The 14681-nt window shown below is 66.2% G+C and carries 13 protein-coding genes; 12 read left to right on the plus strand and 1 reads right to left on the minus strand.

Annotation, left to right across the window (positions count from 1 at the left end):
- Positions 1-301 precede the first annotated feature (301 nt).
- The 12 genes from K8U54_RS01725 to K8U54_RS01775 all read left to right on the plus strand — a co-directional run bounded on the left by K8U54_RS01725 (position 302) and on the right by K8U54_RS01775 (position 13257).
- A complete protein-coding gene (locus K8U54_RS01725) occupies positions 302-904 on the plus strand; it encodes a cysteine dioxygenase (RefSeq protein WP_249908601.1) in 603 nt (200 codons plus the stop codon).
- Entirely contained in the window at positions 901-2484 is a 1584-nt protein-coding gene (locus tag K8U54_RS01730; protein ID WP_249908602.1) for a rhodanese-related sulfurtransferase, read from the plus strand. The genes K8U54_RS01725 and K8U54_RS01730 overlap by 4 nt, the downstream gene beginning before the upstream one ends.
- A 478-nt stretch (positions 2485-2962) precedes the next feature.
- The gene (locus tag K8U54_RS01735; RefSeq protein WP_249908603.1) at positions 2963-3856 is read left to right on the plus strand and encodes a LysR family transcriptional regulator; all 894 of its coding nucleotides are present in this window, start codon (positions 2963-2965) and stop codon (positions 3854-3856) included.
- A 239-nt stretch (positions 3857-4095) separates the two neighbouring features.
- On the plus strand, positions 4096-5298 hold the full coding sequence (locus K8U54_RS01740; protein ID WP_249908604.1) for an acyl-CoA dehydrogenase family protein: 1203 nt from the start codon (positions 4096-4098) through the stop codon (positions 5296-5298).
- A gap of 76 nt (positions 5299-5374) precedes the next feature.
- Positions 5375-6169, plus strand: coding sequence for a class II aldolase/adducin family protein (locus tag K8U54_RS01745; protein ID WP_249908605.1), 795 nt, complete (start codon positions 5375-5377; stop codon positions 6167-6169).
- A gap of 16 nt (positions 6170-6185) precedes the next feature.
- Positions 6186-7010: an ABC transporter permease gene (locus K8U54_RS01750; protein WP_434059976.1), complete on the plus strand. Its 825-nt coding sequence runs from the start codon at positions 6186-6188 to the stop codon at positions 7008-7010.
- Between the two features lie 3 nt (positions 7011-7013).
- Positions 7014-7808, plus strand: a complete 795-nt coding sequence (locus K8U54_RS01755) for an ABC transporter ATP-binding protein (RefSeq protein WP_249908606.1) — start codon at positions 7014-7016, stop codon at positions 7806-7808.
- A gap of 15 nt (positions 7809-7823) precedes the next feature.
- Positions 7824-7949: a hypothetical protein gene (locus K8U54_RS25165; protein ID WP_283939394.1), complete on the plus strand. Its 126-nt coding sequence runs from the start codon at positions 7824-7826 to the stop codon at positions 7947-7949.
- 208 nt (positions 7950-8157) lie between these two features.
- Positions 8158-9786: an ABC transporter substrate-binding protein gene (locus K8U54_RS01760; RefSeq protein WP_249908607.1), complete on the plus strand. Its 1629-nt coding sequence runs from the start codon at positions 8158-8160 to the stop codon at positions 9784-9786.
- Positions 9783-10733, plus strand: coding sequence for an ABC transporter permease (locus K8U54_RS01765; RefSeq protein WP_249908608.1), 951 nt, complete (start codon positions 9783-9785; stop codon positions 10731-10733). The genes K8U54_RS01760 and K8U54_RS01765 overlap by 4 nt, the downstream gene beginning before the upstream one ends.
- A gap of 2 nt (positions 10734-10735) precedes the next feature.
- Complete coding sequence (locus tag K8U54_RS01770; protein WP_249908609.1) at positions 10736-11638, plus strand: ABC transporter permease; 903 nt, start codon at positions 10736-10738, stop codon at positions 11636-11638.
- Positions 11635-13257 carry a dipeptide ABC transporter ATP-binding protein gene (locus K8U54_RS01775; RefSeq protein WP_249908610.1) on the plus strand — a complete coding sequence of 541 codons (1623 nt, stop codon included), beginning with the start codon at positions 11635-11637 and terminating at the stop codon, positions 13255-13257. The genes K8U54_RS01770 and K8U54_RS01775 overlap by 4 nt, the downstream gene beginning before the upstream one ends.
- Before the next feature lie 69 nt (positions 13258-13326).
- On the opposite strand, the gene K8U54_RS01780 is transcribed toward K8U54_RS01775, so the two are convergent.
- Entirely contained in the window at positions 13327-14649 is a 1323-nt protein-coding gene (locus K8U54_RS01780) for an LLM class flavin-dependent oxidoreductase (RefSeq protein WP_249908611.1), read from the minus strand.
- Positions 14650-14681 lie beyond the last annotated feature (32 nt).

A 14681-nucleotide genomic window follows, 5' to 3' on the forward strand; every position in this document is an offset into this window, starting at 1 on the left:
AATGCTTATAACGCTACCCAAGCGGCATTACGTTAGGAAATTCATTTTAGGAATAACCTAATATGCATAAATATCATCCGCTATTTTTCCGGGGTTGCTGGACTCGCAGGATCGATCCACGGCAACACCTGCTGAGCGCGGGCCGGCGGTCAAGGACCCGCCGCGGAATTAAGACCAACCCGATAAATTCCTAATTCGCATATTAGCTTATGCGCAAATTGAATTTTTATGATCATAAGCCGTTTGCTACCGTGGGCACTCGATGCCCTGCCGGGCCTTCAGCCGACCACCGGATATCCCCATGAGCGCCCAACCGAATCTGCAACGCCTGCGCCTGTTCATCGATCAACTGGCGCAACTGCTCGACAGCACGCCCGAGGAGAGCCAGGTGCTCGAGCGCGGCGCCGAGCTGCTGCAGCAACTGGTCGGTCATGACGACTGGCTACCAACCGCCTTCGCCCAGCCTGACCCGCAACGCTACCAGCAATTTCTGCTGCACGGCGATTCACGCCAGCGCTTTTCCATCGTCAGCTTCGTCTGGGGCCCAGGTCAGAGCACGCCGGTGCACGATCACCGCGTCTGGGGCCTGATCGGCATGCTGCGCGGCGCCGAGCTGTCCCAGGGGTACGTGCGCGATGCCGCCGGCCTGCGCCCCGACGGGCCAGCCGTACGCCTGCAGCCTGGCCAGGTGGAAGCCGTGTCGCCACGCATCGGCGATATCCACCGGGTCAGCAACGCGTTCGACGACCGCACCTCCATCAGCATTCATGTCTATGGCGCCAACATCGGCGCGGTACGCCGCGCCGTCTACCTCGACGACGGTAGCGAGAAGCCGTTCATTTCCGGCTATTCCAACAGCCTTCTTCCCAACCTCTGGGACCTGTCCAAAGAGAACCCTGCATGAGCCAGATCGCCACCCGCTCCTTCCACGCCATCCGCCAGGCCCTGCTCGACAGGCAGGAAGTGGCGCTGATCGATGTTCGCGAAGAGGCGCCGTTCGCCGAAGCGCATCCGCTGTTCGCGGCCAATATCCCGCTGTCCAAACTGGAGCTGGAGGTCTACGCACGTATTCCGCGGCGCGATACCGCCGTGACCCTGTATGACGACGGCGAGGGCCTGGCGCAAGAAGCGGCCGAACGCCTGATCGTCCTGGGCTATAGCCAGGTGGCGCTGCTCGAAGGGGGCCTGGCCGGCTGGCGCGACGCCGGCGGCGAGCTGTTCCGTGACGTCAACGTGCCGAGCAAGGCCTTCGGTGAGCTGGTCGAAAGCCTGCGTCACACCCCGTCGCTGGCTGCCGAAGAGGTGAAGGCCCTGCTCGACGCCAAGGCCGACGTGGTGGTGCTCGACGCCCGCCGCTTCGACGAATACCAGACCATGAGCATCCCCACCGGCATCAGCGTACCGGGTGCCGAGCTGGTGCTGCGCGCCCGCGAACTGGCACCCGATCCGGCCACCCGTATCGTGGTGAACTGTGCCGGCCGCACCCGCAGCATCATCGGCACCCAGTCGCTGATCAACGCCGGCCTGCCCAACCCGGTGTCGGCACTGCGCAACGGCACCATCGGCTGGACCCTGGCCGGCCAGCAACTGGAGCACGGCCAGGCACGGCGCTTCGGCGAGGTGAGCGAGCACAATCACCAGCAGGCCGCGCAGTCGGCACGCGCTGTAGCGGATAAAGCTGGCGTCGGCCGCGCCAGCCTGCAGGACCTGGCGCGCTGGCAGACCGAGAGCGCTCGCACCACCTACCTGTTCGACGTGCGCACGCCCGAGGAATACGAGGCCGGCCATCTGCCGGGCGCGCGCTCGACGCCGGGCGGCCAGCTGGTGCAGGAAACCGACCACTTCGCCAGCGTGCGCGGCGCTCGCCTGGTGCTGGCTGACAGTGACGGCGTGCGCGCCAATATGAGCGCCTCCTGGTTGGCACAGCTGGGTTGGGACGTGCACGTGCTCGACGGCCTTCAAAAGAGCGATTTCACCGCACGTGGCCCTTGGCAGCCACCATTGCCGGCCCTGCCGCAACCCGCCGCCATCGATGCGCCTACGCTGGCCAACTGGCTGGCCGCAGGTGACACGGTGGTGCTGGACTTCACCGCCAGCGCCAATCATGTCGCCCGGCATATCCCCGGCGCCTGGTGGGCATTGCGCTCACAGCTGCCGCAGGCCCTGGAAAGGCTGCCGCTAGCCGAACGCTATGTGCTGACCTGCGGCAGCAGCCTGCTGGCCCGCTTCGTGGTCAGCGAACTGCGAGAGCTGACCGGCAAACCGGTAACGTTACTCGAAGGCGGCACGGCGGCGTGGGTGGCTGCCGGCCTGCCGACGGAGAGCGGTGAACAGCACCTCGCCGTACCGCGCAGCGACCGCTACCGTCGCCCCTACGAGGGCACCGACAACCCGCGCGAGGCCATGCAGGCCTATCTGGACTGGGAGTTCGGCCTGGTCGAGCAACTGGGCCGCGATGGGACCCATCACTTCCAGGTGATCTGACCACCTGTGCATGGTCTTTCAGTACAGGTTCGTCGATTTTGGCAGCTAAGTGGCGCAAGTGGCCTTTCGTAGGGTGGACGACGCTTTACCCGTCCACCGCTCTGCGATCGCAATGGTGGACAAAAAGAGCGTTGTCCACCCTACGCTGGGAGCGGCCGCTTCTGCCTTGTAGTTGCCGCTTCATGCGCGAAGATCTTACAGGTGCTGAGAGGCTGAACGCTGCACCAGGGGGCTCTCGCCGAGCCCCTTGTTCTCGCGCCTCAAGTTTTCCAATGGCCGCGGTAGATGCCCCGCGCCGCCACCCTATCCGCTTCTTTCCCGGCCACTAGGCAAAAGCTGGCTGGCGATTCAGCGCTTCGCCAAACCGTCCCTGCCCTGCCTTGCCGGGAACATTCCCAAATCGATCCGTGCTCTGGCTCGATCCAGCGAGTTATTCTATAAGCGTATTTTTTCCAACTCGTAATATGTGAGCGCAAAGATGAAGATCGATGACATGGATGCATTCGTTGCGGTGATCCGCTGTCAATCGACCAAGCTGGCGGCCGATGCGCTGCAACTGACCCAGCCAGCCATCACCCGGCGCGTGCAGAACTTCGAAGAGGACCTGGGCGCCAACCTGCTCGATCGCAATACCAAGCCGCTCAAGCCGACGCCCATGGGGCTGCGCGTCTACGAACAGTGCAAGGCGATCCTGCGCGAGATCGATTCGTTGCGTGAACTGGTGGCTAGCGATGGCTCGCCCAGTGGCTCGCTACGCCTGGGGGTGCCGCAGACCATCAGCGACGTGGTGCTGCTCGATGCCTTGCAGCAGATCCGCGAAACCTTCCCGGAACTGAAGACCCAGGTGGTCAACGGCTGGGGCAGCAGCCTGATTTCGCGTATGGAAAATGGCGAATTGGACGCCGCCGCGGCGCTGTTTCCGGCCGGTAAGATCTTTCCCGAGGGTATCGCCAGTCGCTCCATCGGTCGCATGCCGCTGCTGGTGGTCGCCGCCAAGGGCGCCGTTCGCAAGCGCAGTTGCAAGCTCAAGGACTGCTATCAGCAAGGCTGGGTGCTCAACCCGGACGGCTGCGGCTTTCGCGCCGGCCTGCAGCGTGCGCTGTCCGAACAGGGGCTGTCGCTGCAGATCAACCTGGAAACCTTCGGCACCGAACTGCAGTTGGGGCTGGTCGCCAGCGGCATGGGGTTCGGCCTGGTACCGGCGCCGCTGCTGGAGCGCAGCGGCCATCGCGACGCGCTGGACGTGATCAGCGTCGGCGACTTCAAGCCGATGATCGACCTCTGGCTGCTGCACCCGCAGTACCTGGGCAACCTGCAGGACGCCGTGAACCTGTTCAGCGATGTGGCCGCCGAGCGCCTGCGCTCGGCATAACGCTGCGCTGGACGCCTGGACAGGGCGCAACAACGCCCATCCCTGACACCCTTAAGATTCCACAACCGCATAATCAAAAAAGCGTTAACTCAAAAAAGCTGATAATTAGCTTAGAACCAAAAAGACTTTTACAGCGTTAATTTATAAGAATACGGTCTCACTCAGGCCACCTCATCACCCTGGGGCGCTCAGAAACCCAACAGGCATTGCCTGCCCTCTGCGCCCGTGATGAGAGACCCATGACGCACTCCGCCGACACCCTCGCCTTTTCCGCCCGACGCCAATCCCGCGAGCGAGACGCCGGCCGTTTCGCCCGTCAGCTGACCGAGATCACCGAGGCCCTGGCCGCCAGCGCCGAGCGTTTCGACCGCAGCGGCGAGTTTCCGGCCGAGAACTTCGCACTGCTGCAGCGCCACGGGCTGCTGGCCTTGACGGTGCCGAAAAGCCTGGGCGGCGGCGGCGCCGAGCTGACTACGGCACGGCGCGTGATCAGCGCAGTGGCCAAGGGTGAGCCCTCCACCGCACTGATCCTGGTGATGCAGTACCTGCAACACGTTCGCCTGCAACAGAACCTCGCCTGGCCGGAGCACCTGCGCCGCCGGGTAGGGATCGACGCCGTCGAGCAGGGCGCGCTGATCAACGCCTTTCGCGTCGAACCGGAGCTCGGCACCCCCGCACGCGGCGGCCTGCCGGCGACCGTTGCCCGGCGCACCCCTGACGGCTGGCGCCTCAATGGCCGCAAGATCTATTCGACCGGCAGCTATGGCCTCACCTGGTACCTGGTATGGGCACGCAGTGACGACGCCGATCCGCTGGTGGGCGGCTATCTGGTGCACCGCGACACCCCCGGCATCCGCATCGTCGACGACTGGGATCACCTGGGCATGCGCGCCACCTGCAGCCACGATGTGCGCTTCGACGAGGTGCTGATTCCCCTCGACCACGCCGTCAGTGTCAGCCCGTGGAGCGCGCCCAAGCCGGAGCTGGATAGCGAAGGCCTGCTGTGGATGTCGGTGCTGCTGCCGGCGGTCTACGACGGCGTCGCCCAGGCGGCGCGAGACTGGCTGGTGGGTTTTCTCGAAGGGCGCAAACCGTCGAATCTCGGCGCGCCGCTGTCCAGCCTGCCGCGCTTCCAGGAAATCGTCGGGCGCATCGACACCCTGCTGTTCGCCAATCGCACCCTGCTCGACTCGGCCGCCGCCGCCGGGCAGGTCGACGCCAACCACGCCGGGCAGATCAAGCAGCTGGTCAGCAGCAATGCGATCCGCGCCGTGGAGCTGGCCATCGAGGCCGCCGGCAACCCCGGCCTATCCCGCAGCAACCCGCTGGAGCGCCACCTGCGCGACGTGCTGTGCAGCCGTATCCATACCCCACAGGACGATGTGGCCCTGAACGCCGCCGGCCGCGCCGCCTTCGCCCAGTTCCGCGAGGCGCAGCGATGAGCCGCCCCAAACGCCTGCCCGAACCTGTGCCGCCTGCACACACCACCCAATTGCCCACCACGGCCAGGAGATTGCCATGAGTTCACTTGCCACCCTGCACGGCACCCCGTCGGTCAGGGAACGCGTCAGCCCTGAAGAATGGGAAGTGCGCGTCAAGCTGGCCGCGGCCTACCAGCTGGCCGCGCTGTTTCGCTGGACGGATCATATCTACACGCACTTTTCCGCCCGCGTGCCGGGGCCGGACGAACACTTCCTGATCAACGCCTTCGGCCTGCTGTTCGACGAAATCACCGCCTCCAATCTGGTCAAGGTCGACGTCGACGGCACCATCCTCGATGACCCGCTGAACCTGGGCATCAATCAGGCCGGCTACGTGATCCACAGCGCCATTCACCGGGCGCGCCCGGACCTCAAGGCGGTGCTGCATACCCATACCCGCGACGGCGCCGCGGTATCCGCCCAGCGTGGCGGCCTGCTGCCACTCTCGCAACATGCGCTGGGCTACTACAGCCGGGTGAAATACCACGACTACGAAGGCGTGGCGCTGGATCTCGACGAGCAGGAACGCCTGGTCGCCGACCTGGGCGACAGCAACATCTTCATCCTGCGCAACCACGGGCTGCTCACCGGCGGCATCAGCGTCGAACACGCCTTCCGCGAACTGCATGGGCTGGAGCGCGCCTGCAACATCCAGATCGCCGCCCAGGCCGGTGGCAATGCCGACCTGCTGCATGCGCCGGCCGCGGCCATCGAGAAGGTGCGCCAGCAATCGGCGCGCTTCGCCGATGGCAAGGGGCCGGGCATCGCCCTGCACTGGGACGCCCTGATTCGCCAGCTCGAGCGCGCCTCGGGCCAGAGCTACAAGCACTGAGCGGCGGGAGACTTCGATGAGCGATACCAGCACCCTCACCGTCCGCCGCACGACGCCGGCCGCTCGCCGCCGCCAATGGAGGGCGCCGGATTTCGTCCTGCGCCTGCTCAGTCCCCTGGCCATCCTGCTGCTCTGGGAAATCGCCTCGCGGGCCGGGCTGATTCCCGCCCGGGTGATCGCCGCGCCCAGCGAGATCAGCACCACGCTGTGGGAGCTGATCCGCAGTGGCGAGCTGCTGCGCCATCTGCTGGTGTCGCTGCAGCGCGCCGTCACCGGGTTGGGCATCGGCGTGGCGATCGGCGTCAGCGCCGCGCTGATCACCGGCCTGTCGAAACGCGGCGAGATCGCCCTCGACTCGCCCATGCAGATGCTGCGCACCATTCCGTCCCTGGCGCTGGTGCCGCTGTTCATCCTCTGGTTCGGCATCGGTGAGTTCACCAAGGTGGCGCTGATCGTCATGGGCACCACCTTTCCGATCTACCTCAACCTGTTCGCCGGCATTCGCAACATCGACCCGAAACTGGTGGAGGCGGCCAATACCCTGGGCCTCAACCGCCGCGAGCTGATCTGCCACGTGATCCTGCCCGGCGCCCTGCCCTCGTTCTTCGTCGGCCTGCGTTATTCCCTGGGCATTTCCTGGCTGGCCCTGGTGTTCGTCGAGCAGATCAACACCACCGCCGGCATCGGCTTTCTGGCCAGCGATGCGCGGGACTTCATGCGTACCGACGTGATCGTCATCTGCCTGCTGATCTACAGCCTGCTGGGCCTGCTCATCGACGGCCTGATCCGTACCCTGGAACGCCTGGCCCTGGCCTGGCGCCCCTCGTTCATAAGGACCTGATGCATGAATGCGCACAGCAAGATCGACTTTCCGCCGGCCGTCAGCCTGCGCGGCGTAGTGCGCCAGTTCGGCGACAACCGGGTGATCGATAGGCTGGACCTGGACATCGCCCCCGGCGAGTTCGTCGCCCTGCTCGGCGCCAGCGGCTCGGGCAAGACCACTCTGTTGCGCTCGCTGGCCGGCCTCGACCCCATCGAGGGCGGTGAACTCCTCGCTCCGAGGGCACGCGCCGCGGTGTTCCAGGAGCCGCGGCTGATGCCCTGGAAGCGCGCCTGGAAGAACGTCACCCTCGGCCTGCGCGTGGCCAACCCCAGGGAACGTGCCGTGCAGGCGCTTACCGAAGTCGGCCTGGCCCATCGTCTGGAAGCCTTTCCCGCCACCCTGTCCGGCGGCGAATCCCAACGTGTGGCGCTGGCCCGCAGCCTGGTGCGCGAACCGAAACTGCTGCTGCTCGACGAGCCCTTCGCCGCGCTCGATGCGCTGACCCGCATCCGCATGCACCGGCTGATCATCGACCTGTGGCAAAGGCACACCCCGGCGGTGCTGCTGGTCACCCATGACGTCGACGAGGCGATCCTGCTCGCCGACCGCATCATCGTGCTGCAGCACGGGCGCATCGCCGAAGCACTGCAGGTCGACCTCGCTCGCCCGCGGGACAATGGCCAGGCCGGCTTCAACGCCATCCGCACGCGCCTGCTGGCCCTGCTTGGCGTAGAAAAGGATGACCCGGAAAGCATCGGCCGTGACCACAACCCTTTCCTGGCGCAGGACTACCCGCTCAACGCCATTGCTATCTAGAGAGGGAAGCAGCCCATGAAAAACCAGCTGTCTCGCCTCACCCGCCTGCTGCTCGCCAACCTGCATGGCGACAGCGTCAGCGTGCTGATCGGCTGGCCTGGTGTGCCGCCAGCCGGCGAGCCGATGTGTCGCCAACACTGACCGTCTAACCGGATAGCACACCGGACAGCCCCAGCACGTTTTCGAGCGATCCACCACCGCCTTGTCGCTCACCACCACGCCACGAACCGCACCGGTGAAAGCTGGCGCGTAGCGGCTTCGTACACCTGTGGAAACCCTGCGGACGCAACCTTGCCGGCCGTGGTTCCCAGCTTCGCGTGCCCCTCATTGGAAGAACCGGGACAAAGAGATGAAAAAAACCTACTCCGCGATCCACCTGCTCGCCTCCTGCGCCCTCGCCGCCGCGCTGATCGGTTGCTCGCCGTCAGACCAGCAAGCCACCAGCAACACCCTGAACATCGCCTTCTTCGGCGACAACACCACCCTGGTCAGCGTCGACCCTTTCCAGGTCTACTGGCTGGAACATCGCGTGCTGCTGCGCAATGTCGCCGAAAGCCTGACCGATCAGGACCCCAAGAGCGGCGAGATCATTCCCTGGCTGGCCAAGAGCTGGACGATCAGCGACGACGCCCTGACCTACAGCTTCCAGCTGCGCGACGACGTCACCTTCAGCAACGGCGAGCGCTTCGACGCCAAGGCCGTGAAGACCGCCTTCGACAGCAACAAGGCGCTGGCCAGCGAGCTGCCGGCGACCTTCGGCGCCACCTACCTGGCCGGATTCGACCACGCCGAAGTGGTCGACGACTTCACCGTCAAACTGGTGCTGTCGCGCCCCAACGCCGGCTTCCTGCAGGCCACCTCGACCACCAACCTGGCGATTCTCGCCCCGGCGTCCTACGCGCTGCCGGCCAAGGAGCGCTCCCTGGGCAAGATCATCGGCAGCGGCCCGTTCGTGCTCGAGCACTACACCCCGGAAGTCGGCGCCAGGCTGGTCAAGCGCAGCGGTTACGCCTGGCCGTCGGCCAACGTGAGCAACAAGGGCGAAGCCCATCTCGATGCCGTGGAGATCAGCTACATCCCCGAGGAAAGCGTGCGCAACGGCCTGTTCCTGCAAGGTAAAGCCGACATCCTGTGGCCGCGCAATCCGTTCTCGGAAGTGGACCTGAAGCTGTTGCAGTCCAAGGGTGCGACCATCCAGAGCCGCGCGCTGCCGGGGCCGTCGCTGAACCTGTTTCCCAACACCCGCAACGGCCGCGTGCTGGAAGACAAGCGCGTGCGCCTGGCGCTGCAGAAAGGCATCGACCGCAAGACCTACGCCAGCACCGTGTACCACGCCGAGTTTCCGGTGGTGCGCAGCGTCTATGACGTGACCACGCCGTTCTTCAAGGACCAGAGCGCCAAGCTGGCCTATGACCCACAGGGCGCCGAGCAGTTGCTCGACGAGGCGGGCTGGAACAAGGGCGCCGATGGCTATCGCAGCAAGGACGGCAAGCGCCTGAGCCTGAGCTACAACATCCAGGGCGCGGAAACCGCCGGCGACGTGCTGGTGCAGGATCAACTGCGCAAGCTCGGCATCGAGTTGAAGCTCGCCGTGGTCACCCGCGCCGAATGGGTCACCGCCAACGCCCAGGGCAACTATGACCTGACCTCCACCTATATGACCCGCGCCGACCCGATCATCCTGCAGACCATCATCGATCCCCGGTCCGCCAACAGCTCGACCCTGGCCACCAACCTCTACGAGCCGCAGACCCTGGAAAGGGCCAAGGCGCTGTTCGATGCCGGCATCACCGCCACCCAGGCCGAGCAACGCGCTCAGGCCTACGGCCAGTTGCAGGACCTGCTGGTCGACGAAGCCTCCGCGCTGCCGATCTACGAGCGCGTCTGGCAGGCCGCCACCGCACCGCGGGTGAAGAACTTCCGCTGGACCGCCGAAGGCTTCGCGCTGCTGAGCGATATCGAGGTGGATGGACCATGAGCCGCTACCTGATCGGCCGCGTCGGCCAGGCGCTGCTGGTGCTGTGGGGCGCCTATAGCATCAGCTACTTCATCCTCTATCTGCTGCCGGGCGATACCCTGGCGATCATGCTCAGCGCCTCGGGCATGGAAGCCGATTCACTGTCGCCCGAGGATCTGGCCAGAGCGCAGGCCTACTACGGCCTCGACAAGGGCATCTTCGAGCAATACGTCAGCCTGCTGTGGAACGTCGTGCAGGGCGACTTCGGGCAATCGCTGTCGCTCAACCGTCCGGTCAACGAGTTGCTCGTCGAGCGCTTGCCGCAGACGTTGTCGCTGGCCGGTTTGGCCATCCTGCTGTCGCTGATCGGTGGCATCGGCCTGGCCTACCTGACCGCCTATGTACGCTGGCAACCGCTCAAGGTGGCGCTGGCCCGCCTGCCGTCCCTGGGCTTTTCGGTGCCGGTGTTCTGGCTGGGCCTGCTGCTGATCCAGGTGTTCGCCTTCAGCCTCGGCTGGTTTCCGGCCACCGGCAGCCGCGGCTTCGACAGCCTGATCCTGCCGGCCGTGACCCTGGCGATTCCCAGCGCAGCGGTGTACGCCCAAGTGCTGCAGCGCGGCTTCCAGGGCGTGTGGCAGGAGCCCTACATCACCACGGCCTACGCCAAGGGCCTGAGCCGCCGGCAGGTGCAGGCACGCCACGGCTTCAAGAACGCTGCATTGCCGATCCTCACCCTGATCGGCCTGCAGGTGGGCAATACGGTGTCCGGCGCGGTACTGGTGGAAACCATCTTCGCCCGCAACGGCGTCGGCCGCCTCGCCCAGGAAGCGGTGCTGCGCCAGGACATTCCGGTGGTGCTGGCCATCGTCGCCGTGTCGGCCGCCGCCTTCGTACTGGTGAACCTGATCGTCGACCTGCTCTACCCCTACCTCGATCCGCGTATCGCTCACACGCCAAGGGTGTCCTGACCATGAACGCCGAAAGCCGCATCGCCCTGCTGCCACACTCGCCCGCCAGCCTGTCGCTGACCTGGCAACGCCGTAGTCGTCTGCAGCGCGCGGTCACCGCATTGTTGCCGTTGCTGCGCCGCCCCGGCTTCAGCCTGGCCCTGCTGATCGTGCTGTTCGCCCTTGTCTCGGCGCTGCTGCCAGGGCTGCTGAGCAGTTTCGATCCCTACGCCACTTCGCCTGCGGACAAGCTCACCGCGCCGAACCTGGTGCACTGGTTCGGCACCGACGAACTGGGTCGCGACCTGTATACCCGAGTGGTCTACGGCTCCAGCCTGTCGGTGCAGGCCGCACTGCTGGCCGTCGGCATCGCCCTGGTCGGCGGCCTCGGCCTGGGCGTACTGTCCGGCTTCGCGGGTGGACGTATCGATGCCGTGATCATGCGTTTCGTCGACGTATTGCTGGCCCTGCCCGGTCTGCTGCTGGCCCTGGCCATCGTCACCGCCATCGGCTTTGGCACCATCCCGGTGGCCATCGCCGTGGGCGTCGGCATCATTCCCGGCTTCGCCCGTACCACCCGCGCCGAAGTGTTGCGGGTGAAAACCCTGCCGTATGTGGAAGCGGCCCGCCTGGGCGGCGCCAGCTGGGGCCGCACCCTGCTGCGGCACATCCTGCCCAATGCCTGGGGCCCGGTGGCGGTGCTCGCCACCCTGGATTTCGGCGCGGCAATTCTCGCCACCGCCGGCCTGTCGTTTCTCGGTTTCGGCGCCGCACCGCCGGCTGCCGAATGGGGCACGCTGATCGCCAACGGCCGCCATTTCCTGATCACCGCGCCCTGGGTCTCGCTGCTGCCTGGCCTGTTCGTGGTCGCCGTGGTGTTCAGCCTCAACCATATCGCCCGCACGCTGGAGGAAACCCCACGATGAGCAGCCCCTTGATCGACATCCATCAGCTCGATGTCACCTACCGCTTCGCCGGGCAGATCACCGAGGCGGTGCGCGGCGTCTCATTCCAGGTCAGCCAGGGCGAGACGGTGGCCATCGTTGGCGAGTCCGGCTCCGGCAAATCCACCCTGGCCAACGCCATGCTCGGCCTGCTGCCCGACAATGCCCAGCCCCACGGCCAGCTGCGGGTCGACGGTGTCGGCCTCAGCGGCGCCAGCGAGAAGCAAAAACGCGCGCTGCGCGGTCGCACCATCGGCCTGGTGCCCCAGGACCCGATGGTCAGCCTCAACCCGACGCTGCGTATCGGCCAGCAGATCGGCGAAGCGCTGACGCTCGCCCACGGCCGCCGCTACCCTGGCGTCGATGCCGATGTGATCGAGCTGCTGCAACAGGTCGGCATCGACAAACCGCTGCTGCGCGCCCGCCAGTATCCCCACGAGCTGTCCGGCGGCATGCGCCAGCGCGTGCTGATCGCCATCGCCCTGGCCGGCAACCCGCGGCTGATCATCGCCGACGAGCCGACCAGCGCCCTGGACGTCACCGTGCAGCGCAAGATTCTCGACCACCTGCAACGGCTGGTCGCCGAGCGCGGTATCTCCCTGTTGATCATCACCCATGACCTGGGCGTGGCCACCGACCGTGCCGATCGCATCCTGGTGATGCAACAGGGCGAGCTGGTCGAACAGGGCCCGCCCCGGCAGATCCTCGATGCGCCGCAGCACGATTACACCCGCGCGCTGCTGGCGGCCGCGCCGGCGTTCGCCAATCGGCGCAAACCGCGCTCATCCCAGCACACCGCCCAGGCGCCGATCCTTCGCCTGCAGGGCGTCGGCAAGACCTTCGACCTGCCACGGCTCAAGGGCGAGAGCAGGACCTTCACCGCCCTGCAGAACCTCAGCTTCGAGGTCTATCCCGGGCAGACCCTGGCCATCGTCGGTGAGTCCGGTTCGGGCAAGAGCACCGCCCTGCGCATCGCCCTCGGCCTGGAAAAACCCAGCCAGGGCCGCGTGCACTTCGAGCAGCGGGACGTGACCGATCTCGGCTGGCGGGAATTCCGCCCCCTGCGCCAACGCATCCAGCTGGTGCAGCAGAACCCCTTCGCCGCTCTGGACCCGCGTTTCACCATCTTCGACAGCATCGTCGAACCGCTGGTGTCGTTCGGCCTGCTCAAGGGGCCGGCGCTGGAGCAGGCCGCACGGGAGCTGATCAGCCGCGTACACCTGCCGCTCAACTACCTGGATCGCCTGCCCCGCGAGCTGTCCGGCGGCCAGCGCCAGCGCGTGGCCATCGCTCGCGCCCTGGCCCTGAAGCCGGACCTGCTGCTGCTCGACGAGCCGGTCTCGGCGCTGGACGTTTCGGTGCAGGCGCAGATTCTCGACCTCCTGCTCGAACTGCAACACGAGCTGGGCATCGCCTATGTACTGGTCTCCCACGACCTGGCCGTGGTGGCCAACATGGCCGATCAGGTGTTGGTGCTGCGCAACGGCCAGGTGGTCGAACAGGGCCCGCTGGCCCAGGTATTCGACCAGCCGGCCAGCGCCTATACCCGGGAGCTGATCGCGGCCATACCGGGGCGCCTGTCGACCGGCGTGGCGGCTTGAAGGCTCGCCCCTCTGCGCAGCCAGCGACCGGGGCAGATGATACCCCGGCCGGCCGCGGTCACCATTGAATCATCGACGATTGTGGGGAATTTCCAGTCCCAGGCTTTCACGCAGGGTGCTGCCCTCATAGGCGCGGCGATACACGCCGCGTTCCTGCAGGATCGGCACCACCTCCCGGGTGAAGCGCCAGAACTGCTGCGGGTGGCCGATGTAGAGGTTGAAGCCATCCAGCGCCCGCGCCTCGAACCAACGGATCATCTCGTTGGCGACCGTCTCGGCCGAGCCGACGAAGGCGCTGGGTCTTAGCTGCAGGCCGGCCGCCACCGCCTGGCGCAGCGTCCAGCCATTGGCGACGGCCTGGTCGGTGGCTGCCTTGGCGGCGGTGTAGAAACTGCTGCGGGCATGTTCGAGCGCCTCGACCGGGAACGGCGCGTCGAGGTCGTACTGGCGGAAGTCGTGCCAGCCGAAACTGCGGCCATATTCGGCCAGGGCCTGCTCGAAGCTGTGGTCGACGGCATGGTAGTGGCGCTCGATCTCGCGCGCCTCGGCGTCGGTATCGCCGATGTAGATCTGCGCACCGGGCAGGATGATGATGTCGTCGGCATGGCGCCCCAGGCGCTCGGCGCGCGCCTTGATATCGCGGTAGAAGGCCTGGCCCTTCTCCACGCTCGGTGCATGGGTGAACACCACGTCGGCCACGCGGGCGCCCAGGTCGCGCCCCTGGGGCGAGTCGCCGGCCTGGAAGATCACCGGCTGCCCTTGCGGTGAGCGCTGGATGTTCAGCGGCCCGACCACCGAGAAGTGCTCGCCCCTATGATGCAGCGCATGCAGCTTGCTGCGGTCGAGGAACCGCCCGGTCTCGCGGTTGCGCACCAGGGCATCGTCCTCGTAGGAGCGCCAGAGTTTTTGCACCACTTCGACATGCTCCAGCGCACGCCCATAACGGGTGTCGTAGTCGTAATGCTCGTCGCGCCCGTAGTTGCCCGCGGTGCCGGCATCGCCACTGGTCACCACGTTCCAGCCCGCCCGGCCCTTGCTGATCAGGTCCAGGGACGCCAGCCGGCGCGCCACGTTGAAGGGTTCGTTGTAAGAGGTGGTCAGGGTGCCGACCAGACCGATATGGCGGGTGGTCACCGCCAGGGCCGAGAGCAGGGTCAGGGGCTCCAGGCGGTTGAGGTAATGGGGCGGCGAATCCGGCGTGATGAACTGGCTGTCGACGATGAACATCAGGTCGAACAGCGCGGCCTCGGCCTGCTGCGCCAGGTCGATGAACCACTCGACACTGACGCTGGCATCGGCCGGCACCTCGGGATCGTGCCAGAGATTATGACGCCCTGGCCCACCCACGCCCATCGGCACCGCGCCCAGTTTTATCTGCCTGTTGCTGCTCATGGGAAACTCTCAAACGCCTTCAGATGCCCCGC

The sequence above is a fragment of the Pseudomonas fulva genome, assembly GCF_023517795.1.
Lineage (GTDB): Bacteria > Pseudomonadota > Gammaproteobacteria > Pseudomonadales > Pseudomonadaceae > Aquipseudomonas > Aquipseudomonas fulva_D.